Origin of the sequence: Cupriavidus taiwanensis, assembly GCF_900249755.1 — a bacterium.
In the GTDB taxonomy this organism is placed as follows: domain Bacteria; phylum Pseudomonadota; class Gammaproteobacteria; order Burkholderiales; family Burkholderiaceae; genus Cupriavidus; species Cupriavidus taiwanensis_D.
Genome location: NZ_LT976853.1, coordinates 701,406 through 727,238, shown reverse-complemented (window position 1 = coordinate 727,238; position 25,833 = coordinate 701,406). Strand labels below are relative to the sequence as shown.

General features: G+C 69.0%; 21 protein-coding genes. 14 read left to right on the top strand and 7 right to left on the bottom strand.

Annotation, left to right across the window (positions count from 1 at the left end; translation table 11 throughout):
* Positions 1 to 39: 39 nt before the first annotated feature.
* The 3 genes from CBM2594_RS03305 to CBM2594_RS03295 form a co-directional block, all read right to left on the bottom strand.
* Positions 40 to 477 carry an HIT family protein gene (locus tag CBM2594_RS03305; RefSeq protein WP_116355590.1) on the bottom strand — a complete coding sequence of 146 codons (438 nt, stop codon included), beginning with the start codon at positions 475 to 477 and terminating at the stop codon, positions 40 to 42.
* A 117-nt stretch (positions 478 to 594) separates the two neighbouring features.
* Positions 595 to 4,569, bottom strand: coding sequence for a DUF3683 domain-containing protein (locus CBM2594_RS03300; protein ID WP_116355589.1), 3,975 nt, complete (start codon positions 4,567 to 4,569; stop codon positions 595 to 597).
* A 179-nt stretch (positions 4,570 to 4,748) separates the two neighbouring features.
* Positions 4,749 to 5,327: a YqaA family protein gene (locus CBM2594_RS03295; RefSeq protein ID WP_116355588.1), complete on the bottom strand. Its 579-nt coding sequence runs from the start codon at positions 5,325 to 5,327 to the stop codon at positions 4,749 to 4,751.
* Between the two features lie 375 nt (positions 5,328 to 5,702).
* Between CBM2594_RS03295 and CBM2594_RS03290 the strand changes: the two genes are divergently transcribed.
* The 8 genes from CBM2594_RS03290 to CBM2594_RS03255 all read left to right on the top strand — a co-directional run bounded on the left by CBM2594_RS03290 (position 5,703) and on the right by CBM2594_RS03255 (position 13,969).
* Entirely contained in the window at positions 5,703 to 6,209 is a 507-nt protein-coding gene (locus CBM2594_RS03290) for a (2Fe-2S)-binding protein (RefSeq protein WP_116355587.1), read from the top strand.
* A gap of 11 nt (positions 6,210 to 6,220) precedes the next feature.
* Positions 6,221 to 8,602 carry a xanthine dehydrogenase family protein molybdopterin-binding subunit gene (locus CBM2594_RS03285; protein WP_116355586.1) on the top strand — a complete coding sequence of 794 codons (2,382 nt, stop codon included), beginning with the start codon at positions 6,221 to 6,223 and terminating at the stop codon, positions 8,600 to 8,602.
* A gap of 27 nt (positions 8,603 to 8,629) precedes the next feature.
* Complete coding sequence (locus tag CBM2594_RS03280; protein WP_116355585.1) at positions 8,630 to 9,430, top strand: FAD binding domain-containing protein; 801 nt, start codon at positions 8,630 to 8,632, stop codon at positions 9,428 to 9,430.
* A 190-nt stretch (positions 9,431 to 9,620) separates the two neighbouring features.
* Positions 9,621 to 10,517, top strand: a complete 897-nt coding sequence (locus CBM2594_RS03275) for an AAA family ATPase (RefSeq protein ID WP_116355584.1) — start codon at positions 9,621 to 9,623, stop codon at positions 10,515 to 10,517.
* 9 nt (positions 10,518 to 10,526) lie between these two features.
* Positions 10,527 to 11,777: a vWA domain-containing protein gene (locus tag CBM2594_RS03270; protein ID WP_116355583.1), complete on the top strand. Its 1,251-nt coding sequence runs from the start codon at positions 10,527 to 10,529 to the stop codon at positions 11,775 to 11,777.
* The gene (locus CBM2594_RS03265; RefSeq protein WP_116355582.1) at positions 11,768 to 12,334 is read left to right on the top strand and encodes a CoxG family protein; all 567 of its coding nucleotides are present in this window, start codon (positions 11,768 to 11,770) and stop codon (positions 12,332 to 12,334) included. Before CBM2594_RS03270 ends, CBM2594_RS03265 begins: the two co-directional genes overlap by 10 nt.
* On the top strand, positions 12,307 to 13,344 hold the full coding sequence (locus tag CBM2594_RS03260; protein ID WP_116355581.1) for an XdhC family protein: 1,038 nt from the start codon (positions 12,307 to 12,309) through the stop codon (positions 13,342 to 13,344). The genes CBM2594_RS03265 and CBM2594_RS03260 overlap by 28 nt, the downstream gene beginning before the upstream one ends.
* A gap of 19 nt (positions 13,345 to 13,363) precedes the next feature.
* Complete coding sequence (locus CBM2594_RS03255; RefSeq protein WP_116355580.1) at positions 13,364 to 13,969, top strand: nucleotidyltransferase family protein; 606 nt, start codon at positions 13,364 to 13,366, stop codon at positions 13,967 to 13,969.
* Positions 13,970 to 14,178: 209 nt separating this feature from the next.
* Here the strand turns inward: CBM2594_RS03255 and CBM2594_RS03250 are convergent, their stop codons facing one another.
* From CBM2594_RS03250 to otsB, 4 genes are read right to left on the bottom strand one after another with little or no spacing between them, the layout of a single operon-like run.
* Positions 14,179 to 14,535: a 4a-hydroxytetrahydrobiopterin dehydratase gene (locus CBM2594_RS03250; protein ID WP_116355579.1), complete on the bottom strand. Its 357-nt coding sequence runs from the start codon at positions 14,533 to 14,535 to the stop codon at positions 14,179 to 14,181.
* Positions 14,536 to 14,587: 52 nt separating this feature from the next.
* Entirely contained in the window at positions 14,588 to 15,979 is a 1,392-nt protein-coding gene (otsA, locus tag CBM2594_RS03245) for an alpha,alpha-trehalose-phosphate synthase (UDP-forming) (protein ID WP_116355578.1), read from the bottom strand.
* Positions 15,980 to 16,028: 49 nt separating this feature from the next.
* Positions 16,029 to 17,894, bottom strand: coding sequence for a glycoside hydrolase family 15 protein (locus CBM2594_RS03240; RefSeq protein ID WP_116355577.1), 1,866 nt, complete (start codon positions 17,892 to 17,894; stop codon positions 16,029 to 16,031).
* A gap of 13 nt (positions 17,895 to 17,907) precedes the next feature.
* Positions 17,908 to 18,708, bottom strand: a complete 801-nt coding sequence (otsB, locus tag CBM2594_RS03235) for a trehalose-phosphatase (protein WP_116355576.1) — start codon at positions 18,706 to 18,708, stop codon at positions 17,908 to 17,910.
* A gap of 308 nt (positions 18,709 to 19,016) precedes the next feature.
* Here otsB and ilvA point away from each other — a divergent pair, with 308 nt between their 5' ends.
* The 6 genes from ilvA (at position 19,017) to CBM2594_RS03205 (ending at position 25,827) form a co-directional block, all read left to right on the top strand.
* Positions 19,017 to 20,555, top strand: a complete 1,539-nt coding sequence (gene ilvA / locus CBM2594_RS03230) for a threonine ammonia-lyase, biosynthetic (RefSeq protein WP_116357671.1) — start codon at positions 19,017 to 19,019, stop codon at positions 20,553 to 20,555.
* A 29-nt stretch (positions 20,556 to 20,584) separates the two neighbouring features.
* On the top strand, positions 20,585 to 21,418 hold the full coding sequence (gene queF / locus CBM2594_RS03225) for an NADPH-dependent 7-cyano-7-deazaguanine reductase QueF (protein ID WP_116355575.1): 834 nt from the start codon (positions 20,585 to 20,587) through the stop codon (positions 21,416 to 21,418).
* A gap of 590 nt (positions 21,419 to 22,008) precedes the next feature.
* On the top strand, positions 22,009 to 22,746 hold the full coding sequence (locus CBM2594_RS03220) for a TetR/AcrR family transcriptional regulator (protein ID WP_116355574.1): 738 nt from the start codon (positions 22,009 to 22,011) through the stop codon (positions 22,744 to 22,746).
* Positions 22,743 to 23,714, top strand: a complete 972-nt coding sequence (locus CBM2594_RS03215; RefSeq protein ID WP_116355573.1) for an HlyD family secretion protein — start codon at positions 22,743 to 22,745, stop codon at positions 23,712 to 23,714. The genes CBM2594_RS03220 and CBM2594_RS03215 overlap by 4 nt, the downstream gene beginning before the upstream one ends.
* Entirely contained in the window at positions 23,711 to 24,673 is a 963-nt protein-coding gene (locus CBM2594_RS03210) for an ABC transporter ATP-binding protein (protein WP_116355572.1), read from the top strand. The genes CBM2594_RS03215 and CBM2594_RS03210 overlap by 4 nt, the downstream gene beginning before the upstream one ends.
* Positions 24,670 to 25,827 (top strand): ABC transporter permease, encoded by a 1,158-nt coding sequence (locus CBM2594_RS03205; protein ID WP_116355571.1) that lies wholly within the window; start codon positions 24,670 to 24,672, stop codon positions 25,825 to 25,827. Before CBM2594_RS03210 ends, CBM2594_RS03205 begins: the two co-directional genes overlap by 4 nt.
* Positions 25,828 to 25,833 lie beyond the last annotated feature (6 nt).

Below are 25,833 nucleotides of genomic sequence, written 5' to 3'. Positions count from 1 at the left end.
GCGGGCTCCGCGCGCGCGGCTTGTCGCCGGCCGGCGGCCTCAGGCGTCGTCCGCCTCGACCAGCGCCAGCGCCGTGCGCAGCGCCGGCAGCCGGCTGGCCAGCTCCTGCACGCGCACGGGGTCCGCCGCGCGCTGCGGCGCGGCCCAGATCGCCTCGGGGAAATGCGTGTCCCAGCGGTAGCGCGGGATGATATGCCAGTGCAGGTGCGGCACCATGTTGCCGAACGCCGCCAGGTTGACCTTGTCGGGCGTCATCACCTCGCGCACCACCCGCTCGACGCGCGCGACCAGCCGCATCAGCCAGGCCTGGTCGCCCTCGTCCAGGTCGCTCAGCTCGGCCACGTGGTCGTTCCAGACGATGCGGCAGAAGCCCGGGAAACGGTCATGCTCGACCAGGATCAGGCGGGCGCGGTCGCCCATCCAGACCAGCTCGCCGCCGTCGGTTTCGCAGAGGGGGCAGTTGGGGGTGCGGGGCATGGAGATCCTTGTTCGGGTTGGAATGCTCGATGCATACCAAGACCCCGCTTGTTTGCTCCCCTCTCCCACAAGTGGGAGAGGGGAGCAAACAAGCGGGGAGTTAAACGTCGTCAGCCTTTACACCAGCACCCGTTCGATCCCGCCCGCATTCGCCTTCGCCACATACTCCGGCATCCAGTTCTCCCCCAGCAGATGCTTCGCCATCTCGATCACGATGTAATCCGCCTGCACCGTGGCATCTTCCTTGTAGCGCGACAAACCCTGCAGGCACGACGGGCAGCTGGTCAGGATCTTGACGTCGCCGGTGAAGCCGTCGGCGCGCAGCTTGTCGGCGCCCCTGGTCATCTCTTCTTCCTTGCGGAAGCGGACCTGGGTCGAAATGTCAGGACGCGTCACCGCCAGCGTGCCCGATTCACCGCAGCAGCGCTCGTTCTTCTCGATCTTGCCCACGCCGGTGTTGCCGCCCATCAGGTCGTTGACCAGCTTGGTCGGGTCCATGGTCTTGATCGGGGTGTGGCAGGGATCGTGGTACATGTAGCGGGTACCGGTCACGCCTTCCAGCTTCACGCCCTTCTCGAGCAGGTACTCGTGGATGTCGATGATGCGGCAGCCCGGGAAGATCTTGTCGAATTCATAGCCCGCCAGCTGGTCGTAGCAGGTGCCGCAACTGACCACCACGGTCTTGATGTCGAGGTAGTTCAGCGTGTTGGCCACGCGGTGGAACAGCACGCGGTTGTCGGTGACAATCTTCTCGGCCTTGTCGTACTGGCCGTTGCCGCGCTGCGGATAGCCGCAGCACAGGTAGCCCGGCGGCAGCACGGTCTGCACGCCGACGTGCCACAGCATCGCCTGCGTCGCCAGCCCCACCTGCGAGAACAGCCGCTCCGAGCCGCAGCCCGGGAAGTAGAACACCGCTTCCGTTTCCGGCGTGGTCGCCTTCGGGTCGCGGATGATCGGCACGATCTCGTTGTCTTCGATGTCGAGCAGCGCGCGCGCGGTCTTCTTGGGCAGGTTGCCCGGCATCTTCTTGTTGATGAAGTGGATCACCTGCTCGCGCACCGGCGGCTTGCCCACGGTGGCGGGCGGATGCGCGGTCTGCTTCTTCGCGATTTTCTTCAGCACGTCGTTGCCCAGCCGCTGCGCCTTGTAGCCCCAGTCGATCATGACCTTGCGGGTCAGGTTGATGGTCTCGGGGTTGGTGGCGTTCAGGAAGAACATCGACGCCGCGGTGCCGGGATTGAACTTCTTCTGCCCCATCTTGCGCAGCAGGTTGCGCATGTTCATCGACACGTCGCCGAAGTCGATCTTGACCGGGCACGGCGTCACGCACTTGTGGCAGACCGTGCAGTGGTCGGCCACGTCGGAGAACTCGTCCCAGTGCTTGACCGAGATGCCGCGGCGGGTCTGCTCTTCATACAGGAAGGCCTCGACCAGCAGCGAGGTCGCCAGGATCTTGTTGCGCGGGCTGTACAGCAGGTTGGCGCGCGGCACGTGCGTGGCGCACACCGGCTTGCACTTGCCGCAGCGCAGGCAGTCCTTGACGCTTTCGGCAATGGCGCCGATATCGCTCTGCTGCATGATGATCGACTCATGCCCCATCAGGCCGAACGACGGCGTGTAGGCATTGCGCAGGTCGGCGCCGGGCAGCAGCTTGCCCTTGTTGAAGCGGCCTTGCGGATCGACCTTCAGCTTGTAGGAGCGGAAGTCGCCGATCTCTTCCTCGGTGAGGAATTCCAGCTTGGTGATGCCGATGCCGTGCTCGCCCGAGATCACGCCGTCGAGCGATCGCGCCAGGTCCATGATGCGGGCCACCGCGCGGTGCGCGTCCTGCAGCATGTCGTAGTCGTCGGAGTTGACCGGGATATTGGTGTGCACGTTGCCGTCGCCGGCGTGCATGTGCAGCGCCACGAAGACGCGGCCGCGCAGTACCTGCTTGTGGATCTTCTGGGCTTCGTCCAGGATCGGCTTGAACTCGCCGCCGTTGAAGATCTTGCGCAGCTCGGCGCGGATCTCGTTCTTCCACGACACGCGGATGGTGCGGTCCTGCAGCAGGTGGAACACGTTGGCGTCCGGCTGCTGCTGCAGCCGCGCCTCGAACTCCTGCCCCAGCAGCCCCAGCCCATGCCCGATCAGCGAGGCCTTGGCCTGCGCCAGCGGCGTGTCCAGGTGCGCCTGCAGGTAGCGCCAGCGCGCGCGCACCTCGCGCAGCAGCGTCAGCGCGTGCTGCACGCGGTCTTCCAGCAGCTCGGCGCTGGGTATCTCGTTGGCGTCGTCGCTGCGGCCCAGCGGCAGGTTGCCGCGCGCGAAGAACGCTTCCAGCGTGTCGACCAGCTTGAGCTTGCTCTTGATCGACAGCTCGATATTGATGCGCTCGATGCCGTCGGTGTACTCGCCCATCCGGTTCAGCGGAATCACCACGTCTTCATTGATCTTGAAGGCGTTGGTGTGCTTGGCGATGGCGGCGGTACGCGAACGGTCGAGCCAGAATTTCTTGCGCGCCTCCGGGCTGACGGCGATAAAGCCTTCGCCGCTCTTGCCGTTGGCCATGCGGATCACTTCCGAGGTGGCGCGCGCCACGGCGTCTTCATCGTCGCCGACGATATCGCCGATCAGCACCATCTTCGGGAAGGCGTTGCGCTTGCTCTTGGTGGCATAGCCGACCGCGCGCAGGTAGCGCTCGTCCAGGTGCTCCAGGCCGGCCAGGATGGCGCCGCCCGGTTTTTTGGTCTCGGCGTCGAGGAAGTCCTTGATCTCGACGATGCTGGGAATGGCGTCGCGCGCCTGGCCGAAGAACTCCAGGCACACGGTGCGGATGTGCTTCGGCATGCGGTGCAGGATCCAGCGCGCGCTGGTGATGATGCCGTCGCAGCCTTCCTTCTGCACGCCGGGCAGGCCGGCCAGGAACTTGTCGGTAACGTCCTTGCCCAGGCCTTCCTTGCGGAACTTGCGGCCCTCGATCGCCAGCGTCTCGGTGCGCAGCACCTTCTCGCCCGGGGCGCGGTTGCCGTCCGACCACTTCAGTTCGAAGGTGGCCACCGGCACGTCGTGGATCTTGCTCAGGTTGTGGTCCAGCCGGGTGATTTCCAGCCAGTTGCCTTCCGGGTCCACCATGCGCCACCAGGCCAGGTTGTCCAGCGCGGTGCCCCACAGCACGGCCTTCTTGCCGCCTGCGTTCATGGCCACGTTGCCGCCGATGCACGAGGCATCGATCGAGGTCGGGTCGACCGCGAACACCAGGCCCGCCTTGTCGGCGGCATCGGCGACGCGGCGCGTCACCACGCCGGCGCCGGAGAAGATGGTCGCGACCTTGTGCGACACGCCAGGCAGGTCGGTCTGCTCGACCGGGCCGAGCTGCTCCAGCTTCTCGGTATTGATCACCGCACTCATCGGCGTCAGCGGCACGGCGCCGCCGGTATAGCCGGTGCCGCCCCCGCGCGGGATGATGGTCAGGCCCAGCTCGAAGCAGCCCTTGACCAGGCCGGCGATCTCTTCCTCGGTATCGGGCGTCAGCACGACAAACGGGTATTCCACGCGCCAGTCGGTGGCGTCGGTCACGTGCGACACGCGCGACAGGCCGTCGAACTTGATGTTGTCCTTCTGCGTGACCCGGCCCAGCACGCGCTGCGCGCGCTTGCGCAGGTCGTAGGCGGCGGCGAATTCGTTCTTGAAGTCCTCGATCGCCTGCTTGGCGAACGCGACCAGCTGCTCCACGCGGTGCGAGCGGTCCTCGGCGGCGGGCTCGGCGTGCTCGGCACGGTCGGCGGCGCGGCGCTTCTCGATCTCGTTCAGGCGGTGGTGCAGCGCGCTGACCAGCATCTGGCGGCGCTTGGGATTTTCCAGCAGGTCGTCCTGCAGGTAGGGGTTGCGGCGAACCACCCAGATATCGCCCAGCACCTCGTACAGCATGCGGGCGGAACGACCGGTGCGGCGCTCGCTGCGCAGCTCGTCCAGGATGCGCCAGGCTTCCTCGCCCAGCAGCCGGATGACAATCTCGCGGTCGGAGAACGACGTGTAGTTATAGGGGATTTCACGCAGGCGCGGCGGGGCGTCCTGCGCGGCGAGCTTGGCGTCGAGCACGAGTGGGGCGTTCATGGGGGGACCGCTTCCTGCTGCGCACGGGGACAGTGCGCGAATCGTTCAGTAAAGGGCGATTGTACTTCAAGCCCTGCTTTCGCCGCACCGCAGCATGACGGAATCCTTGTCGGAACAAGGGATTAGCGCCTTTGCGGCACCCCGGACGCCCCCGGAGACAGCGCCGGCACGGTCCGGAATCAGAACCAGGCCTTCACCGTGTGCGCAATGTTCTGCCAGAAAGTGTCCGGGATCCACATCAGGCTGGCGGTCATGACCAGGTAGCGCAGGAACTTGCCCACCGCCATCCAGGCCAGGCTGGGCCAGAACGACAGCCGCAGCCAGCCCGCCAGTGTGCACAATGGATCACCTACGCCGGGCAGCCACGACAGCAGCAGCGTGGGCGGGCCCAGCCGCCGCATCCAGCGGAAGTAGCGCGCGTCCAGCTTGGGCTTGGGCGGCTTGCGCGCGTGGGCGCGGTGCTCCAGGTGCTCGGCCTCGTGCTCGCGCGCGCGGCGCCGCTTGTGGTAGCGCACCAGCGCCAGCTTGGCGGCATAGCCCAGCCACCAGTCGATCGCGCCGCCGACGGTGTTGCCGGCGGTGGCCACCAGGATCGCCGGCCAGAACATCTGCGGGTCGAGCTTGACGTAGCCGAACACGGCGGGCTCGGACCCGAGCGGCAGCAAGGTGGCCGACACCAGGCTGATCACGAAGATCGCGGGCAGGCCGACCTTGGGCAAGGCAACGGTTTCAAACAGCCAGTCGAAGAAGGCTTCCATGTAAAGGGACAGGGCCGGTGGCCAAGGGGCCGGGGCCGGCGGCTAAGGGGACAGGGCCGGTGGCGCGGCTCATTCTAGCCGGGCGTGCCCCGAACGGGGCGCGGGCAAACCACATGGCACCTGTGCTTGATTTGTGATTAACTGTTAGAGCCTGTCGCGGCCAAACGTTCGCCGGCCGCGCCCACGCGCCGGCCGCAACGTTCGCTGGCGCACCCATGGCAGTTGCAGCGGCAGCACCAATATCACGAATTAGCCGTCCTATAGCCGTCTTAAGCGGCAGTACCAAACGGCAGTACCGCGTCGTGGCCAGTCCCGCGCAGTGGCTTTCGGGATCTGGGAATTGGTCATGCGCGTCCACCCCACATGGAGACAAGCATGGCGATTCCGATCCGCCTGACGGTCAACGGCAAGCCCGTCGACGCGCAGGTAGAACCCAACACCCTCCTGGTCCAGTTCCTGCGCGAACAGCTGCGCCTGACCGGCACCCACGTCGGCTGCGACACCGCGCAGTGCGGCGCCTGCACGGTCCACCTGGATGGCCGGGCGGTCAAGTCGTGCAACCTGCTGGCGCTGCAGGCGGACGGCGCCACCGTGACCACCATCGAAGGGCTGGCCGCCAAGACCGGCGACAAGCCCGGCAACGGCCTGCATCCGATGCAGGAGGCGTTCCGCGAATGCCACGGGCTGCAATGCGGCTTCTGCACGCCCGGCATGGTGATGAGCGCGACCGCACTGGTTCAGGAACATCCCGACGCCGACGCCGCCACCATCCGCAAGCACCTGGAGGGCAACCTGTGCCGCTGCACCGGCTACCACAATATCGTGCGCGCGGTGCAGCAGGGCCAGGCGGGCATGCAGTCCGCCACGGCCGGCGCTGAATAACGGAGACCGCCATGAACGCACCCGAGAACCAGCGCCTGGTGGGCGCCTCCGTCAAGCGCAAGGAAGACTACCGCTACCTGACCGGCAACGGCCAGTACACCGACGACATCGTGCTGCCGCAGCAGAGCTACGCGTACTTCCTGCGCTCGCCGCACGCGCACGCGCGCATCCGCAAGATCGACAAGACCGCGGCCGAGGCCGCGCCCGGCGTGATCGCCGTGCTGACCGGCGCCGAGCTCGCCGCCGACAAGGTCGGCGGCCTGCCCTGCGGCTGGCTGATCCACAGCATCGACGGCACGCCGATGAAGGAGCCGCCGCACCCGGTGATCGCCCACGACAAGGTGCGCCACGTCGGCGACCAGGTCGCGCTGGTGATCGCCGAGACCCTGCAGCAGGCGCGCGACGCCGCCGAGCAGATCGACGTCGACTACGAAGAGCTGCCCGCCGTGGTCGGCGCCGCCGATGCCGCGCAGGCGTCGACGCTGGTGCACGACGAGGTGCCGGCCAACACCTGCTACACCTGGGGCCACGGCGACAAGGCCGCCACCGACGCCGCCTTCGCCAGGGCCGCGCACGTGACCACGCTGGAAATCGTCAACAACCGGCTGATTCCCAACGCGATCGAGCCGCGCGCGGTCAACGCCAGCTATGCGCGCCAGGACGACAGCTACACCGTCTACGTCGCCAGCCAGAACCCGCATGTCGAGCGCCTGCTGATGGGCGCGTTCGTGCTCGGCCTGCCCGAGTCGCGGCTGCGCATCATCGCGCCCGACGTGGGCGGCGGTTTCGGCTCCAAGATCTTCCTGTACCCGGAAGACGTGGCGCTGACCTGGGCGTCGAAGAAGATCGGCCGCCCGGTCAAGTGGACGGCGGACCGGTCCGAGTCCTTCCTGACCGACGCGCACGGCCGCGACCACGTGACCAGGGCCGAGCTCGCGCTCGACGCCGACGGCAAGTTCCTGGCGATGCGGGTGCATACGGTGGCGAATATGGGCGCCTACCTGTCGACCTTCGCCAGCAGCGTGCCGACCATCCTGTATGCCACCCTGCTCGCCGGCCAGTACGCCACGCCCGCGATCTACGCCGAGGTGCAGGCCGTCTTCACCAACACCGCGCCGGTCGACGCGTACCGCGGCGCCGGCCGGCCCGAGGCCACCTATGTGGTCGAGCGCCTGGTCGAAACCGCCGCGCGCGAGCTCAACCTGGATCCGGCCGAACTGCGCCGCAAGAACTTCATCCGCCAGTTCCCCTACGCCACCCCGGTGGGCCTGACCTACGACACCGGCGACTACGAGCCCTGCCTGGCGCGCGCGCAGGAGCTGGCCGACGTCAACGGCTTCCCGGCCCGGCGCGACGAAGCGAAGCAGCGCGGCAAGCTGCGCGGGCTCGGCTATTCCTGCTACATCGAAGCCTGCGGGCTGGCGCCTTCCAATATCGCCGGCGCACTGGGCGCACGCGCGGGCCTGTTCGAAGTGGGCGAGATCCGCGTGCACCCGACCGGCACGGTGACGGTCTTCACCGGCTCGCACAGCCACGGCCAGGGGCACGAGACCACCTTCGCGCAGGTGGTGGCTGACCGGCTCGGGCTGCAGCTCGACCAGGTCGAGATCGTGCACGGCGACACCGGGCGCGTGCCGTTCGGCATGGGCACCTACGGCTCGCGCTCGCTGGCGGTGGGCGGCTCGGCCATCGTCAAGGCGCTCGACAAGATCGAGGCCAAGGCCAAGAAGATCGCCGCGCACCTGCTGGAGGCATCGGACTCCGACATCGAGTTCAGCAACGGCGTGTTCCGCGTCGCCGGCACCGACCGCACCAAGACCTTCGGCGAGGTCGCGCTGAGCGCCTACGTGCCGCACAACTACCCGCTCGACAAGCTGGAGCCGGGCCTGAACGAAAACGCGTTCTACGACCCGACCAACTTCACCTACCCGTCCGGCGCCTATGTGTGCGAGGTGGAAGTCGACCCCGACACCGGCGAGTCGCAGGTGGTCAAGTTCACCGCGGTCGACGACTTCGGCAATATCATCAACCCGATGATCGTCGAAGGCCAGGTGCATGGCGGCATCGGCCAGGGGCTGGGCCAGGCCATGCTGGAGCAGTGCGTCTACGACAGCGACAGCGGCCAGCTGCTGACCGGCTCCTACATGGACTACGCCATGCCGCGCGCCGCCGACCTGCCCGACTTCACCGTCGAGACCGCCAGCGGCACCCCATGCACGCACAACCCCCTGGGCGTCAAGGGCTGCGGCGAGGCCGGCGCGATCGGCTCGCCGCCGGCGTTCATCAACGCGCTGGTCGATGCGCTGTCGCCGCTGGGCGTGAAGGATGTGCAGATGCCCGCCACGCCGCACCGCGTGTGGCAGGCGATCCAGGCCGCGCAGCCCCAACCCTGACCCCACCGCACCGCAAAGGAAACCGACATGTACGCATTCAACTTTGAACGCGCCGCGGATGCCCAGGCGGCGGTCGCCAGGCTCAAGGCCGATCCCGACGCCAAGTTCCTCGGCGGCGGCCAGAGCCTGCTGGCGGCGATGAAACTGCGGCTGGCGTCGCCCTCGACGCTGGTCGACGTGGCGCGCATTCCCGGCATGGCCGCGATCCGCGTCGAAGGCAATGAGGTCGTCATCGGCGCCGCCGCGCGCCATGCCGACGTCGCCGGGAACGCCGAGGTGCGCCAGCGCATCCCGGCGCTGGCGGCGCTGGCCGGCGGCATCGGCGACCGGCAGGTGCGCGCGATGGGCACCATTGGCGGCGCGCTCGCCAATGACGATCCCGCCGCCGACTATCCGGCAGGCGTGCTCGGACTAGGAGCCACCGTGGTCACCGACCGCCGCAGCATCGCGGCCGACGATTTCTTCAAGGGCCTCTACGAGACCGCGCTGGCTGCGGACGAGCTGATCACCGCGGTACGCTTCCCGATTCCCGACCAGGCCGCCTACGTCAAGTTCGCCAACCCGGCGTCGCGCTTCGCGCTGGTGGGGGTGATGGTGGCGCGCACCGGCAAGACGGTGCGCGTGGCCGTCACCGGCGCGGCGGACAGCGTGTTCCGTTGCCAGCCGCTGGAGCAGGCGCTGTCGGCGAATTTCACCGCGCAGGCAGCGCGCGCGGTGAAGATCGACGCGGCGAGGCTGAATGCCGACCTGCATGGGTCGGCGGAGTACCGGGCGCATTTGATTCCGGTGCTGGCTGCCAGGGCGGTGGAGGCGGCGGTGAAGAGTTAGTGGCGTTTCCCGTTTCCGATTGTGTGCTCCCCTCTCCCGCAAGGCGGGAGAGGGGCCGGGGGTGAGGGCCGGAGCATCCACGGAGCAGGCGCCCTCGCTATTGCCAACGCCCGCCCTCACCCCCGCCCCTCTCCCGCACGCGGGAGAGGGGAGCAAACCGCCAGGCGTAGTGACGCCCAGCCTAGAAATCATGCTCCCCACCTCCATCGACGACACCCTCGCCCAGCTCGCCCGCCAGCAATACTTCGCCGACCGCGAAACCGCCACGGTGCTCTACCTCGCGCTGCGCATGCAGCGCCCGCTGTTTCTCGAGGGCGAGCCCGGCGTCGGCAAGACCGCGCTGGCGCAGGCGATGGCCGGCGTGCTCGGCACGCGGCTGCTGCGGCTGCAGTGCTATGAGGGGCTCGACGCCGCCAGCGCGCTGTACGAATGGGACTACCCGCGCCAGATCATGGCGCTGCGGCTGGCCGAGGCGCGCGGCGAGCGGCCCGAGGCGCAATCGCTGTACCACGACGACTACCTGCTCAAGCGCCCGCTGCTGGAGGCGCTGCTGCCCGACCCCGCCGCACCTGACGTGCCGCGCGTGCTGCTGATCGACGAGATCGACCGGGCCGACGAACCGTTCGAGGCCTTCCTGCTCGAAGTCCTGTCCGAATTCCAGGTGTCGATCCCGGAGATCGGCGTGATCCGCGCCGAGCGCCCGCCGCTGATCGTGATCACCTCCAACCGCACGCGCGAGGTCCATGACGCGCTCAAGCGCCGCTGCCTGTACCAGTGGGTCGGCTATCCGGAGCGCGAGCGCGAACTGCAGATCGTCGCGGCGCGCGCGCCCGAGGCCGCGGCCGCGCTGCAGGTGCAGGCGGTCGACTTCGTGCACCGGCTGCGCGGCATCGACCTGTTCAAGGCGCCCGGCATCGCCGAGGCCATCGACTGGTGCCGCGCGCTGGCCGCGCTGGGCACCACCGAACTCGATCCGCAATCGGTGCGCGATACGCTGGGCGTGCTGCTCAAGTACCAGGACGACCTGGCGCGCGTCGACGGCCCCACCGTGGCGGAATTGCTGGCGGGCGCCGCGCCGGGAGGCTGAGCCGTGCCGATGCTGCACGCCGGCGCGCGCAGCGGCGGTCCGCCAGCGGGACTGCCGGTGCTGGCGCGCAACGTCACCCACTTCATGCGGCTGCTGCGCGATGGCGGCTTTGCGCTGTCGCCGGCGCACGCGGTCGATGCGCTGAGCGCGCTGCGGCTGGTCGATATCGGCCAGCGCGACGAGGTGCGCGCCGCGCTGGCGGCGCTGGTGCTGTCCGGCCCCGACCAGCGCCCGCTGTTCGACGCCGCCTTCGACCTGTTCTGGCGCGACCCTGACTGGGAAGGCAAGCTGCGCGCGCTGCTGCTGCCGCGCGTCGACGCCGGCGCGCCGCCGCCCAGGCGCAGCAACCGGCTGGCCGATGCGCTGGCCGCGCGCCAGCCCGACATGCCAGCGCGCCCGGCGCAGACGGAAGCGCAGCGCGTTCACGTGCCGCTGACCTTCTCCGACCAGGAACGCCTGGCGCAGCGCGACTTCGACACTCTGACCGCGCAGGAATGGCGCGCGCTGCAGCACCTGGTGCGCACGCGCCGCGCCCACCTGGCGCTGCAGCGCACGCGCCGGCTGCGCGCCGCCGCCTGCGGCTCCCACGCCGACCTGCGCGCCAGCGCGCGCCTGGCGGTGCGCCAGCACGGCGAATGGCTGCGCTGGAAATTCCGCAAGCACGCCGAGCGCAAGCCGCCAGTGGTGCTGCTGCTCGATATTTCCGGTTCGATGAGCCAGTACTCGCGCGCGGTGCTGTACTTCTGCCATGCGCTGATGCAGTCGCGCGAGCGCATGTCGGTGTTCCTGTTCGGCACGCGGCTGACCAACATCACCCGCTCGCTGCGCGAACGCGACCCGGACGAGGCCGTCGCCGTGATCACCGCGCAGGTGCGCGACTGGGCCGGCGGCACCCGCATCGGCCCCGCGCTGGCGAGCTTCAACCGCCACTGGGCGCGGCGCACGCTGTCCGGGCGCGCCACCGTGCTGCTGGTCACCGACGGCCTGGACCACGAGCAGATCGACCTGCTGGGCGCAGAGATGGCGCGGCTGCGCCGCTTTGCGCACCGCATCGTCTGGCTCAACCCGCTGCTGCGCTACCCCGGCTTCGCGCCGCAGGCGCGTGGCGTGCAAGCCATCCTGCCGCACGTCGACGCGCTGCGCCCGGCCCATAACCTGGACAGCCTGCTGGCGCTCGAGACGCTGCTGTCCGACCACGGCGGCCCGCCCCGGGCCACCGCCCCCGCCACGCCAAACAAGGAAGCCCCGCCATGGAAATGAACCAGAGCCAGCGCCTGCCGGTCCCGCAGCAGGTGGCATGGGAAGCGCTCAACGACACCGAGCTGCTCAAGCAATGCATCCCCGGATGTGAGAGTATCGAGCCCGACGGCGACCACGCCTACCTGCTGGCCATGACGGCCGCGGTGGGCCCGGTCAAGGCGCGCTTCAAGGGCCGCATGGCGCTGGAAGACATCCAGGCGCCCGACAGCTACACCATCCGTTTCGACGGCCAGGGTGGCGCCGCGGGCTTCGGCAAGGGCAGTGCGCGGGTCCGGCTGGAACCGGACGGCGAGGAAACTGTCCTGACCTATACCGTCAACGCCCAGGTGGGGGGCAAGATCGCGCAGATCGGCTCGCGGCTGGTGGACGCCGCGGCACGCAAGATGGCTGACACCTTCTTTGCGCGCTTCACCGAGGCCGTCACCCCTGACGCCACAGACAGCACGCCAGCGGCCGAGGGCGCCCCCGCCGCAGCCGCCGGCGACAACCCCGATAACGAACCGACAGAACAAGCGAAGCGGAAACGATCATGGACAGCGTGGATCTCGAAGTCCTGAAGAACAGCGTGCAGTGGCAGCAGCAAGGCCATCGCGTGCTGCTGGTGACGGTAGTGCGCACCTGGGGCTCGTCGCCCCGGCCCGAAGGCGCGATGCTGGCCGTGCGCGACGACGGCCTGGTGGTGGGCTCGGTCTCGGGCGGCTGCATCGAGGACGACATCATCGACCGCGTGCGCAAGCAAGGGATCACCTCGGACCGCCCCGAAGCGATCAAGTACGGCATCAGCGCCGAGGAAGCCCACCGCTTCGGCCTGCCCTGCGGCGGCACCATCGAACTGGTCGCCGAGCCGCTCAAGCCGGCCAGCGGCATCGCCGAGCTGCTCGATGCGGTGGAAAACGGCCGCCTGGTCGCACGCACGCTCGACCTGGGCACGGGCGCGGCCACGCTGGGTCCGGCCAATGCCACCGACGGGCTGGCGTTCGACGGCAAGACCCTGCTCACCATCCACGGCCCGCGCTACCGCATGCTGGTGATCGGCGCCGGGCAGCTGTCCAAGTACCTGTGCCAGATCGCGGTGGGGCTGGGCTTCCAGGTCACCGTCTGCGACCCGCGCGAGGAGTACACCGAGACCTGGGACATCCCCGGCGTCACCATGGTGCGCACCATGCCGGACGACACCGTCACCGACATGAAGCTGGACGAGCGCAGCGCGGTGATCGCGCTGACGCACGACCCCAAGCTCGACGACCTGGCGCTGATGGAGGCGCTGCGCACCCGCGCCTTCTATGTGGGCGCGCTGGGTTCGCGCCGCAACAACCAGGCGCGCCGCGAACGGCTCAAGGAGTTCGACCTGACCGAACTGCAGCTGGCGCGCCTGCACGGCCCGGTGGGCATCTATATCGGCAGCCGCACGCCGCCGGAAATCGCGATCTCGATCCTGGCCGAGGTGATCGCGGCCAAGAACCACGTATCGCTGCCCGACATCCTGCAGGTGGAAGGCGCCAAGGCCGCGCGCGAGATGGCTGCCAGCACCGGCAGCAGCTGCGACGTGGCGCCCGATCCTGCCTGACGACCCCGCGAGTGCCGCCATGACCGCCGCCCCCAACGCCCCCCTGCTCCGCACCGACCTGCCCACCGGCATCCTGCTGGCGGCCGGCTTCGGCCGCCGCTTCGATGCCGCCGGCCAGCGCAACAAGCTGCTCGAGGTCTTGCCCGGCGGGCGCACCGTCGCCTGGCGCAGCGCCCGCACGCTGGCCGCCGCGCTGCCGGAGTCGATCGCGGTGATCCGCCCCGGCAACCCGGCGCTGGCGCAGGAACTGCGCCGCGGCGGCTGCCGCGTGCTGGAAGCGCCGGAGGCCGAGGCCGGCATGGGCGCGGCGCTGCGCGCCGCGGTGGCGGCCACGCCGGAAGCGCGCGGCTGGGTGGTGGCGCTGGCGGACATGCCGTGGCTGCCGATGGAGCTGATCCGCGCGGTGGCGCTGACCATCACCACGCCCGATACCATCGCCGCACCGTGGCGCAATGGGCAGCGCGGGCATCCGGTTGGCTTTGGCGCGGCCTGGCGCGAGGCCCTGCTGGCGCTGGAGGGCGACGAGGGCGCGCGCGCGCTGCTGAAGGACAAGCCGGTGACGCGGATCCTGACGGAAGAGGAAGGGGCGTTCAGGGATATTGATACGCCGGCGGATTTGCGCTGACTGAGGCGCACGAATCCCGCCGGTTTTCTCCCCTCTCCCGCCTGCGGGAGAGGGGCCGGGGGTGAGGGCAGGCGCTTGCCTTGCGATATGGCGGGTTGGTCCGCAACCGCTGGCCCTCACCCTAGCCCTCTCCCGCAAGCGGGAGAGGGGACCGGCTTGCAGTAGTTCACACGCTAACGCCGCGCGCCGTCGTCCAGACAGCGTCGGCCTCAGCCGCCGTCACCATCGTCCCCTTCCGCCAGCTCGCTGGTCTTCACCGCCATGATGAAATCATTGCGATGCAGCCCCTTGATCTTCTTCGTACGCCACGACACCGTGGCATGCCCCCAGCCGAAACTGATCTCGGGATGATGCCCCTGCGCCTCGGCCAGTTGTCCGACGCCGTTCACGAAGGCCAGCGCCTGCGCGAAATTGCCGAAGCTGAAACGCCGTTCGAGCCGCGTGGCGCCGTCCGCCAGTTCCCAGCCGGGTGCCTGCTGCAGCAGGGCCTCGGCTTCGTCGGGCGTCAGCGGCGGCACGCCGCCACGGCAAGGCGTGCAGGATTGCGCTGCCAGGTTTTCGCTCATGGTCTTGCTCCCCGACCGGGACGCCCCCGCCTTCTGCAGGAACGCGCTTGCGCTATGCGCCCTCGGTCTCAGTCAGTGCGCGCAGGTATTCACGGCTCCACCAGTGCACATCCTGCGCGCGGATGCGCTCCAGCAGTTTCTGGTGGCGCTGCTGGCGCTCGGCCAGCGGCATGTGCAGCGCCTGCTGGATTGCCTGCGCGGTGGCGCGCGTGTCGTAGGGATTGACCAGCAGCGCCTCGCGCAGCTGCTCGGCCGCGCCGGCAAAGCGCGACAGCACCAGCACGCCAGGGTCTTCGGGATCCTGAGCAGCGATGAATTCCTTGGCCACCAGGTTCATGCCGTCGCGCAGCGGGGTCACCAGCGCCACGCGGCTGGCGCGGCACAGGCCCGGCAGCCGCTTGCGCGCGGTGGTGCGGTGGATGTAGCGCACCGGCATCCAGTCCAGCTCACCGAATTCGCCGTTGATCGAACCGCTCAGCTGCTCCATCTCGCGGCGCAGGTCGGCATAGGCGTCGACCGATTCGCGCGACGGCGCGGCGATCTGCACCAGCGTTGCGCTCGAGCGGTTCTCGGGGTATTCGGCCAGCAGCCGGTAGAACGCCTTGAGCCGCTGCGGCAGGCCCTTGGAATAGTCGAGCCGGTCGATGCCCAGCAGCAGCCGGCGGCGCGCGTACTGCGCGCACATCATCTCGTAGGTTTCCTGCGCTTCCTCGCCGCGGCCCAGTTCCATGAACTCGTCGACGTCGATGCCGATCGGGAACGCCTGCGCCCGCACCGTGCGGTGGAACGCGCGGTAGCGGTGCTCGCCCATCGGCTCGGCCTGCGCTTCGGCCTGCACGTAGCGCGAGAAATGCTCGACGTCGGCATGGCTCTGGAAGCCGAGCAGGTCGTAGGCAAAGAGCGCGCGCATCAGCCACTCGTGCTGCGGGATCGCGGCCAGGATCAGCGGCGGCGGCAGCGGCACGTGCAGGAAGAAGCCGATCTTCTGCCCGCAGCCGATCGCGCGCAGCTCGGACGCCAGCGGGATCAGGTGGTAGTCGTGGATCCAGATGATGTCGTCGGGCTCCAGCAGCGGCGCCAGCTTGCGTGCGAACAGCTGGTTCACGCGCCGGTAGCCGTTCAGGAAGTTGGAATCGAAGTCCGCCAGGTCCAGCCGGTAGTGGAACACCGGCCACAGCACGCCGTTGCTGTAGCCCTGGTAATAGGCGTCATGGTCCTCGCGGCACAGGTCGACCGTCGCCAGCGTGACGTTGCCGGCCTGCTGCAGGTGCAGGTCGCCTTCACCGGGCGTGCCGCCCTGCGCGGTTTCCAGCGCCTTGCCGCTCCAGCCGAACCACAGGCCGCCGGTCTGGCGCAGGGCTTCCGAAAGCGCGACGGCCAGGCCGCCCGCGGCGACGTTGCGGGGATCTGCGACCCGGTTGGATACCGCTACAAGTCTTGGCATAGATGTTTTTCTTCAGTCCTTTGTTCTTGGTGCCGCCACGCGCGCCGGCTCAGATCACGGTGTCCCACGGCGCCGACAGCCGCATCGCGCCATTGATCAGGCCGACCATCGAATAGGTCTGCGGGAAGTTGCCCCACATCTCGCCGGTGACCGGATGGGTGTCTTCCGAGAGCAGCCCGAGCGGGTTGCGCGCGGCCAGCATGGCCTCGAAGATCTCGCGCGCCTCGTCGCGTCGGCCGATGCGCGCGAGCGCGTCGATGCGCCAGAAGGTGCAGATATTGAACGCGGTCTCGGGCCTGCCGAAATCGTCAGGGGCCTCGTAGCGGCGCATATAGGGGCCATCGCACAGCGTGGTCTCCAGCGCCTTGACGGTGGCGATAAAGCGCGGGTCGCGCGGGTCGATGAAGTTGACCTCGGCCATCAGCAGCACGCTGGCGTCCAGCTCGCGCCCGCCGAAGCTCTCGGCAAAGGCCTGGCGCGATTCGCTCCACGACTCGGCCAGGATGCGTTCCTTCATGCGCTGGGCGTGGCCGTGCCAGTACGCGGCGCGCTCGGGCAGCACCAGCTTCTCGGCGACCTTGGCGAGGCGGTCGCAGGCGGCCCAGCTCATCAGTGCCGACGAGGTATGCACCCGCGCCCGCGTGCGCAGCTCCCACATGCCGGCGTCGGGCGTGCCGAACACCCGCACCGCCTGCTCGCCCACCGTTTCCAGGCGGGCGAACTCGGCCGGGCCGCCGCGATGCAGCAGCCGGTGGTCATGGAAGGCCTGCGCCGCGCCCAGCACGACGTTGCCGTAGACGTCATGCTGGAAGTGCTCCTGCGCCTGGTTGCCCACGCGCACCGGCCCCATGCCGCGGTATCCGGGCAGGTGGTCGAGCATGCTTTCGGGCAGCTCGCGCTCCAGGCCGATGCCGTACAGCGGCTGGATATGGCCGTCCTGCGACTGCATCACCACGTTGGACAGCCAGCGCAGGTAGTCCTCCATGGTGCCGACCTCGGACAGGCTGTTGAGCGCGCGCACCACGAAAAACGCATCGCGCAGCCAGCAGAAGCGGTAGTCCCAGTTGCGGCCGCTGCCCGGCGCTTCCGGAATGCTGGTGGTCATGGCCGCGACGATGGCGCCGGTCTCTTCGAACAGCGACATCTTCAGCGTGATGGCGGCGCGGATCACCGCGTCCTGCCATTCGCGCGGCACCGCCAGCCGGCGGCTCCACAGGCGCCAGTAGGCGGTGGTTTCCTGCTCGAAGTCGCGCGCGGTCTCTTCCACGCCGTGCGTGAGCGTTTCGTCGGGGCCCAGGATGAAGTTGTACCCGCGCGTGACCAGGAACGGCGTGTGCGACAGCACGTAGGCCATCGGTGCGTCGGTGGTCATGCGCAGCGTCATGTCGTCGCCGATGTAGCGCACGTGGCTGCTGCCGCGCGTGGTCTGCGGCGCCTTGCGGCCCCATTCGAAGCGCGGCGCCACCACCACGCGCACGCGCGGCGCGCCGCGCACCGGGCGGATGCGGCGGATCAGCGTGGTCGGGCGGAAATAGCGCCCGAGCCGGAAGAAGCGCGGCGCGAAGTCGGTGATCTCCAGGCAGTTGCCATGGGTGTCCGTCAGCCGCGTGCGCAGCACCGCGGTATTGGGCTCATACCACTGCCGCGACGAATGGAAGTCCTCGATCTCGATCGAGAAATGGCCGGCGTTCTCGCTCGGGTCGAGCAAGGCGTTGAACACCGGGTCGCCGTCGAAGCGCGGCAGGCACGACCAGACGATGCGGCCGCGGCAGTCGACCAGCGCCGAGATCGCGCAGTTGCCGATCATGCCTAGCGACAGCGACGGGTTGGCGAAGCGCGTGCCGCCGTCCACGGTGCGGTTGACGCCTTCGCTCGACGGCTTGCCCAGTTCTCCGGGGCTGCTCGGATGGATCACGACGGGTTCTCCCTTACGATGTCGTTGGGCGCCGGCCCCGGCCTGGCCCGGCCTCGTGGGGCACGGCGCGCGGTGCGCCGGCGGATGACGCCAGCGCATGCGCCGAACGGTGCAGCCAGCTGCGCAGCGCCGCCGGACCGGGCACGCTGACGGCGGCGACGGTCTCGCGCTGGCCCACCAGCACGCCCAGCCCGCCCAGCTTGCGCACCGCGGCGAAGCCGGGCTCGTCGGTCAGGTCGTCGCCGGCAAACAGCGGCACGCGCTCGGCAAAGGGCGCGGCCTTCATGAAGGCCGCGATGGCATCGCCCTTGTCGACGCCGGCCGGCTTGATCTCGACCACCATCTTGCCCGGCAGCGCTTCCAGGCCGACGGCATGGCGCAATACGTCAGTGACCGCGGCATCGACGATGCCGGCCAGCTCGGGCGCCTGCCGGTAGTGGATCGCGACCGCGACCGACTTGCGCTCCAGCCGCAGCGCCGGGTAGGCGCGCACCAGCGCTTCCAGGTGGGGAATCAGGGGCTCGAGCCCCGGGGCCGGGGTCTTGGACACCATGCCGCCGTCGGTGCGGAATTCGGCGCCGTGGATGCCGGCGGCCGGCAATTGCAGCGGTTGCAGGAAGTAGTCGAGTTCGACGATCGGGCGCCCGGAGATGACGGCCAGCGCGCCGTCCAGCCGCTGGTACAGCGTGCGCAGCGTGCCGACCAGTTCTGGTTCGACCTGCACCAGTTCGGGCCGCGGGGCCAGGTCGGCCAGCGTGCCGTCGAAGTCGAGAAACAGGGCGGTATTGGGTTCGATTAGCGGTAGCTGTGGCATCGCGTTACACCGTAACACGTCGTTTTGACCGGCGTCCACCGGGCGCCGTCCTACATGGCGCAAGCGCAACCCGGGGCCGATGCAAGTCCGGCGCCAGCCACGGCCGCCCGCGTTTCCGGCCCCGCCGCGAGTGAATGCTGAGCCACTCCCCCAGCGAGATTTCGACATCGCCGCGGTCGTCGCCAGGCGGCGGCCGGGCCTCCCGGCCGGGGTGCGCCAGGCCGGCATCCTTTATCATTGACGGTTTCCGCCAGAATTTCCCGGCTTTTTTGCGCGCCGCCGCGCGCGCGCCGGCCAGCCCCGAGACCATGACCCGCCAGTCCGCCGCCCGACCCGATTACCTGAAGAAGATCCTGACCGCCAAGGTCTATGACGTGGCGCAGGAGACCGAACTGACCTACGCGCACCGGTTGTCGGCCCGCACCGGCAATTCGGTCTGGTTCAAGCGCGAGGATACCCAGCCGGTCTTCTCCTTCAAGCTGCGCGGCGCGTACAACAAGATGGCCTCGCTGTCGCCGGAAGAACTCAGGCGCGGCGTGATCGCCGCATCGGCCGGCAACCACGCGCAGGGCGTGGCGCTGGCGGCGGCGCGGCTGCAATCGAAGGCCATCATCGCCATGCCGGTGACCACGCCGCAGGTGAAGATCGACGCCGTGCGCGAGCGCGGCGGCCAGTGGGTCGAGATCGTGCTGCACGGCGAGTCCTACAGCGACGCGTACAACCACGCCGCGGTGCTGGAGAAAAAGCACAAGCTGACCTTCATCCACCCGTTCGACGACCCCGAGGTGATCGCCGGCCAGGGCACCATCGCCATGGAAATCCTGCGCCAGCACCCGGGCCCGATCCACGCCGTGTTCGTCGCCATCGGCGGCGGCGGGCTGATCTCGGGCATCGCCGCCTACATCAAGGCGGTGCGCCCGGAGATCAAGGTGATCGGCGTGCAGACCGTGGACTCGGACGCGATGAAGCGCTCGGTCGATGCCGGCAAGCGCATCGAACTGAAGGAAGTGGGCCTGTTCTCGGACGGCACCGCGGTCAGGCTGGTCGGCAAGGAGACCTTCCGCATCACGCGCGAGCTGGTCGACGACATCATTCTGGTCGATACCGACGCGATCTGCGCGGGCGTGAAGGACGTGTTCCAGGACACCCGCAGCATCCTCGAGCCGGCCGGCGCGCTGGCGGTGGCGGGGCTGAAGGCGTACGCCGAGCGCGAGAAGCTCAAGGGCCAGCATCTGGTGGCGATCGCCTGCGGCGCCAACATGAACTTCGACCGGCTGCGCTTCGTCGCCGAACGCGCCGAGGTGGGCGAGGCGCGCGAAGCGGTGTTCGCCGTGACCATCCCGGAAGAGCGCGGCAGCTTCAAGCGCTTCTGCGAGCTGGTCGGCACGCGCAGCGTGACCGAGTTCAACTACCGCATCGCCGACACCAGCATGGCGCATATCTTCGTCGGCGTGCAGATCGCCAGCCGCGCCGAGAACGACAAGATCGCCGCCAGCTTCCGCAAGCATGGCTTCGACACGCTGGACCTGTCCAACGACGAACTCGCCAAGCAGCATATCCGCTACATGGTGGGCGGGCGCTCGGCGCTGGCGCATGACGAGCTGCTGTACCGCTTCGAATTCCCCGAGCGCCCGGGCGCGCTGATGAAGTTCCTGTCGAGCATGGCCCCGAACTGGAACATCAGCCTGTTCCACTACCGCAACCAGGGCGCGGACACGTCCAACATCCTGGTCGGCATCCAGGTGCCGAAGAACGAGAAGCGCGCCTTCCGCGCCTTCCTTTCGACGCTGGGTTACGTACACTGGGACGAGACCGACAATCCGGTGTACAAGCTGTTCCTGTCCTGATTGCTGTGCCGATTTCCGCCGAGCGCCCCATGAGCCTTCCCGAACACTCGCCGCTGGGCAAGCCCTCGGCCTACAAGACCGAGTACGACGCCACCCTGCTGTTCCCGATCCCGCGCCAGCCCAAGCGCACCGAGATCGGCCTGCCCGAGGGCAAGCCGGTGCCGTTCTTCGGCGTCGACATCTGGAACGCGTACGAACTGTCGTGGCTGAACCTGAAGGGCAAGCCGCAGGTCGCGCTGGCGACCTTCATCATCCCGTCGGACACGCCCAGCATCATCGAGTCCAAGTCGTTCAAGCTCTACCTGAACTCGTTCAACCAGACCCGGATCGCTTCGCCGGAAGCGCTGCAGCAGCTGCTGCACCACGACCTGTCCGAAGCCACCGGCGGCACTGTGCAGGTGCGGCTGGTGACCGAGGCCGAACTGGGCACGCAGAAGATGGGCGAGCTCGACGGCCTGCTGCTGGACCGCCTCGACATCGAGGTGGACCGCTACGAGCCCGCGCCGGAACTGCTCAGCGCCGACCAGCAAGAAACGCCGGTGGAAGAAACGCTGGTGTCGCACCTGCTCAAGTCCAACTGCCTGGTCACCGGCCAGCCCGACTGGGGCAGCGTGCAGATCCGCTACGTGGGTGCGCCGATCAACCAGGAAGGCCTGCTCAAGTACCTGATCTCGTTCCGCAACCACAACGAGTTCCACGAGCAATGCGTCGAGCGCATCTTCATGGACGTGATGCGCCAGTGCAAGCCGGTCAAGCTGGCGGTGTATGCGCGCTACACGCGGCGTGGCGGGCTGGATATCAATCCGTTCCGCACCAACTTCAATACGGCGTGGCCGGATAACAAGCGGAATGCGCGGCAGTAAAAGGCGCTGGTAGCAGGCTCGACTGCTGCCGGTTTGCTCCCCTCTCCCGCTCGCGGGAGAGGGGCCGGGGGTGAGGGCCAGGCGCTTGCCTTGCGACAAGCGGCATCAGGCTGCGACGCGCCCGCCCCTCACCCTAACCCTCTCCCGCAAGCGGGAGAGGGGACCGGCTTGCGGTATTTGCCGCGGCAACGCTGCTTGCTAGCCCTGTCAAGAAAATCCCCCCGATACATCCTCCCGACCCCGGCACCCTCGCGCCCGGCCGAGTTGTAACCGTGATTGCTGCCGGTTTGCTCCCCTCTCCCGCCCGCGGGAGAGGGGCCGGGGGTGAGGGCCAGGCGCTTGCCTCGCGACAAGCGGCATCAGGCTGCGACGCGCCCGCCCCTCACCCTAACCCTCTCCCGCAAGCGGGAGAGGGGACCGGCTTGCGGTATTTGCCGCGGCAACGCTGCTTGCTAGCCCGGTCAAGAAAATCCCCCCGATACATCCTCCCGACCCCGCCACCCTCGCGCCCGGCCGAGTTGTAACCGCCCTTGAATTAATTAACGCAAAAATTAATATAAGACCAACACACGCCCTCCGCTGACCGACCCATGCCCCGCAAACCCGCGCCCTCCAAACCGCCCCGGCGCAGCCCGGGCCGACCGGCGGCGGGCCAGCCGGGCCAGCGCGAGCGCATTCTCGACGCGGCCACCGAGCTGTTCTCGCGGCAGGGCATCGCCGGCACCCCGGTCAAGGCGATCGCCGCGCTGGCCGGCGTGACCCCGGCACTGGTGCATTACTACTTCGGCGACCGCGACCAGCTGCTCGATGCGGTGATCGAAGAGAAAGTGCAGCCGCTGGTGGCGCGCTTCTTTGCCGGCAGCCAGCCCGGCGACGAGCCGCTGGCGATGCTGGTCGGCATCGCCACCCGGCTGATCCGCGCCGTGGCCGAAGCGCCGTGGTTTCCGGGCCTGTGGATCCGCGAAGTGGCCAGCGACGACGGCGCGCTGCGCGAGCGCGTGCTCAGGCGCTTTGCGCTGGAACGCGCCGGCGCGCTGACGGCGCCGCTGGCGGCGGCCATTGCGCGCGGGCAGCTCAATCCCGGACTGGAGCCGGCGCTGGTGGTGCCGTCGCTGATCGGGCTGACGCTGCTGCCGCTGGCCACCACGCATATCTGGCGCCGGCTGCCCGGCGCCGACGCGGTCGATACCGACGCGCTGGTGCGCCATGTCACGGCGCTGCTGACGCATGGGCTGGCGGCTGCACCGGCTGCCGCGGGCCCGACGACGCGCGCGGGCGCCGCCGCAAGGAAGGGCCGCACGGCCAGGCATTCCCCGGAGTCCGCATGAACCACGCTGCTTCCACCCGCCCCTCGTTGCCGTGCACGGCGCTGCTGGCCGCCCTGCTGGTCGCCGCTTGCGGCAACCCGCGCACCGATAGCTGGCAAGGCTACGTCGAAGGCGAATTCGTCAGCGTGGCGTCGCCCTTCGCCGGGCGCCTCGATGCGCTGTCGGTGCAGCGCGGCCAGCAGGTCGGCCAGGGCGCCGCGCTGTTCGCGCTCGAAGCCGACGACGAGCGCGCCGCGCGCCAGCAGGCCGAAGACCAGCTGCGCGCCGCCGAAGCCACGCTGCAGGACCTGAAGACCGGCAAGCGCCCGGTCGAAGTCGAAGTCAGCCGCGCCCAGCTGGCGCAGGCGCAGGCCCAGGCGCAGCGCAGCGCGGCGGCGCTGCGGCGCGACCAGCGCCAGTACGAGATCGGCGGCATCGCCCAGGCGCAGCTGGACGAATCGCGCGCGCAGGCCAGCAGCGACGCCGCGCGCGTGCGCGAGCTGCAGCGCGATATCGACGTGGCGCGGCTGCCGGGACGCGAGGCGCAGCAGGCCGCCCAGGCCGCGCAAGTGGCCGCCGCACGCGCGGCGCTGGCGCAGGCGCAATGGAAGCTGTCGCGCAAGACGGTTGCCGCCACGCAGGCCGGGCTGGTCTACGACATGCCCTACCGGCTGGGCGAATGGGTGCCGGCCGGCAGCCCGGTGGTGCGCATGCTGCCGCCGGGCAACGTCAAGGTGCGCTTCTATGTTCCGGAAACCGTGGTCGGCGCGCTGCGCAACGGCCAGGCGGTGCAGGTGCGCTGCGACGGCTGTGCCGCGCCGGTGGCCGCCACCATCAGCTATGTCGCCAACGAGGCCGAATACACGCCGCCGGTGATCTACAGCAACGAGACCCGGCGCAAGCTGGTGTTCCTGGTCGAAGCGCGCCCGTCGGCCGCCGATGCGCCCAAGCTGCGGCCCGGCCAGCCAGTGGAAGTGGTGCGGCAATGAACCCGACCGCCAACGGTAACGGCCTCGCCATCGACGTGCGCGGGCTGAACAAGCACTTCGGCGACAAGCACGTGGTCAACGACCTCAGCATGCAGGTGGCGCGCGGCGAGATCTTCGGCTTCCTCGGTCCCAACGGCAGCGGCAAGACCACCTCGATCCGCATGATGTGCGGGCTGCTGACGCCTGACTCCGGCACCGGCACCTGCCTGGGCTACGACATCCTGACCCAGTCCGACGAGATCAAGCGCCGCGTCGGCTATATGACGCAGAAGTTCTCGTACTGGGAAGACCTGTCGATCCGCGAGAACCTGGACTTTGTCGCGCGCGTGTACGGCATGCCCAACCGGCGCGAGGCGGTCGAGCGCGCGCTCGAAGACCTGGGCCTGCAGTCGCGCTCGGCGCAGCTGGCCGGGGCGCTGTCGGGCGGCTGGAAGCAGCGCCTGGCGCTGGCGGCCTGCCTGCTGCACCAGCCCGAACTGCTGCTGCTCGACGAACCCACCGCCGGCGTCGACCCCAAGGCCCGGCGCGACTTCTGGGAGCAGCTGCACCAGCTGGCCGCGCGCGGCATCTCGGTGCTGGTCAGCACGCACTACATGGACGAGGCCGAGCGCTGCCACAAGCTTGCCTATATCGCCTACGGCACGCTGCTGGCGCAGGGCACCGCCGATGAAGTGGTGGCAAGCCAGCGGCTGTCGACCTGGAGCGTGGCGGGCGACGACCTCGCGGCGCTGTCGGCGCAGCTGCAGGGCGCGCCGGGCGTGGAGCAGACCGTGGCCTTCGGCACCGCGCTGCACGTGACCGGACGCGATGCGCAGGCGCTGGCCGACACCCTGGCGCGGCTGGCCGGCCCGGGCCGGCGCATCGAACCGACCCAGACCAGCCTGGAAGACGTGTTCATCCACATGATGAGCGGGGCCGAAGACAACATGGCGGCGCGCAAGGCCAGGGAGGCGTCATGACGCCGGCCGCTTCGTCAACATCGCCACGCTTCTCGCTGCAGCGCTGGTGGAGCATCGTGCTGAAGGAATTCCTGCAGCTGCGGCGCGACCGCGTCACCTTCGGCATGATCGTCGGCCTGCCGATCATGCAGCTGCTGCTGTTCGGCTTTGCCATCAACACCGACCCGCGCCAGCTGCCCACCGCGGTGATCGCCGCCGACCAGAGCGAATTCACGCGCTCGTTCATCGCCGCCATGGAGCAGTCGACCTACTTCCGCGTGGTCGGCACGCTGCCGGACGAGCAGGCCGGGCGCGAGGCGCTGATGAAGGGCGAGGTGCAGTTCGTGCTGACCATCCCGCCCGACTTCACGCGCCGGCTGCTGCGCGGCGAGCGCCCCGCGCTGCTGGTCGAGGCCGACGCCACCGACCCCGGCGCCACCGGCCAGGCCATCGCCGCGCTGGCGCAGCTGCCCTACCGCGTCGCCGCGCACGACCTGAAGGGCGCGCTGGCGCCGCTGGCTGGCGGCAAGGCGCCGTTCGAGGTGCAGGTGCAGCGGCTCTACAACCCCGAAGGCATCACGCAGTACAACATCATTCCCGGGCTGATGGGCGTGATCCTGTCGATGACCATGGTGATGATGACCGGGCTGGCGATGACGCGCGAGCGCGAGCGCGGCACCATGGAGAACCTGCTGGCGACGCCGGTGCGGCCGATCGAGGTGATGACCGGCAAGATCGTGCCGTACATCTTCATCGGCCTGATCCAGTCGACCATCGTGCTGCTGGCCGCGCGCTGGATCTTCAGCGTGCCTTTTGTCGGCTCGGTGCTGGCGGTGTACCTGGCGGCGCTGCTGTTTATCGCGGCCAACCTGACCGTCGGCATCACGCTGTCGTCGCTGGCGCATAACCAGCTGCAGGCGATGCAGCTGACCTTCTTCTACTTCCTGCCCAACATCCTGCTGTCCGGCTTCATGTTCCCGTTTGCCGGCATGCCGGGCTGGGCGCAGGCGATCGGCAACATCCTGCCGATGACCTACTTCCACCGCATGGTGCGCGGCATCCTGCTCAAGGGCAACGGCTGGTACGAGCTATGGCCCAATGTGTGGCCGATGGCGCTGTTTATCGTGGTGGTGATGGCGATCGCGGTGCGCTTCTACCGGCGCACGCTCGATTGAAGGAGC

Coding starts and splice junctions, on each gene's coding strand:
- CBM2594_RS03280 (WP_116355585.1), top strand. CDS start 8,630: ATGTACGCATTCAACTTTGAACGCGCCGCGGATGCCCAGGCGGCGGTC.
- CBM2594_RS03250 (WP_116355579.1), bottom strand. CDS start 14,535: ATGAGCGAAAACCTGGCAGCGCAATCCTGCACGCCTTGCCGTGGCGGC.
- CBM2594_RS03220 (WP_116355574.1), top strand. CDS start 22,009: ATGCCCCGCAAACCCGCGCCCTCCAAACCGCCCCGGCGCAGCCCGGGC.
- CBM2594_RS03215 (WP_116355573.1), top strand. CDS start 22,743: ATGAACCACGCTGCTTCCACCCGCCCCTCGTTGCCGTGCACGGCGCTG.
- CBM2594_RS03265 (WP_116355582.1), top strand. CDS start 11,768: ATGGAAATGAACCAGAGCCAGCGCCTGCCGGTCCCGCAGCAGGTGGCA.
- CBM2594_RS03285 (WP_116355586.1), top strand. CDS start 6,221: ATGAACGCACCCGAGAACCAGCGCCTGGTGGGCGCCTCCGTCAAGCGC.
- ilvA (WP_116357671.1), top strand. CDS start 19,017: ATGACCCGCCAGTCCGCCGCCCGACCCGATTACCTGAAGAAGATCCTG.
- otsA (WP_116355578.1), bottom strand. CDS start 15,979: ATGCCAAGACTTGTAGCGGTATCCAACCGGGTCGCAGATCCCCGCAAC.
- otsB (WP_116355576.1), bottom strand. CDS start 18,708: ATGCCACAGCTACCGCTAATCGAACCCAATACCGCCCTGTTTCTCGAC.
- CBM2594_RS03255 (WP_116355580.1), top strand. CDS start 13,364: ATGACCGCCGCCCCCAACGCCCCCCTGCTCCGCACCGACCTGCCCACC.
- CBM2594_RS03295 (WP_116355588.1), bottom strand. CDS start 5,327: ATGGAAGCCTTCTTCGACTGGCTGTTTGAAACCGTTGCCTTGCCCAAG.
- CBM2594_RS03305 (WP_116355590.1), bottom strand. CDS start 477: ATGCCCCGCACCCCCAACTGCCCCCTCTGCGAAACCGACGGCGGCGAG.
- CBM2594_RS03300 (WP_116355589.1), bottom strand. CDS start 4,569: ATGAACGCCCCACTCGTGCTCGACGCCAAGCTCGCCGCGCAGGACGCC.
- CBM2594_RS03275 (WP_116355584.1), top strand. CDS start 9,621: ATGCTCCCCACCTCCATCGACGACACCCTCGCCCAGCTCGCCCGCCAG.
- CBM2594_RS03270 (WP_116355583.1), top strand. CDS start 10,527: ATGCTGCACGCCGGCGCGCGCAGCGGCGGTCCGCCAGCGGGACTGCCG.
- CBM2594_RS03290 (WP_116355587.1), top strand. CDS start 5,703: ATGGCGATTCCGATCCGCCTGACGGTCAACGGCAAGCCCGTCGACGCG.
- CBM2594_RS03205 (WP_116355571.1), top strand. CDS start 24,670: ATGACGCCGGCCGCTTCGTCAACATCGCCACGCTTCTCGCTGCAGCGC.
- queF (WP_116355575.1), top strand. CDS start 20,585: ATGAGCCTTCCCGAACACTCGCCGCTGGGCAAGCCCTCGGCCTACAAG.
- CBM2594_RS03260 (WP_116355581.1), top strand. CDS start 12,307: ATGGACAGCGTGGATCTCGAAGTCCTGAAGAACAGCGTGCAGTGGCAG.
- CBM2594_RS03210 (WP_116355572.1), top strand. CDS start 23,711: ATGAACCCGACCGCCAACGGTAACGGCCTCGCCATCGACGTGCGCGGG.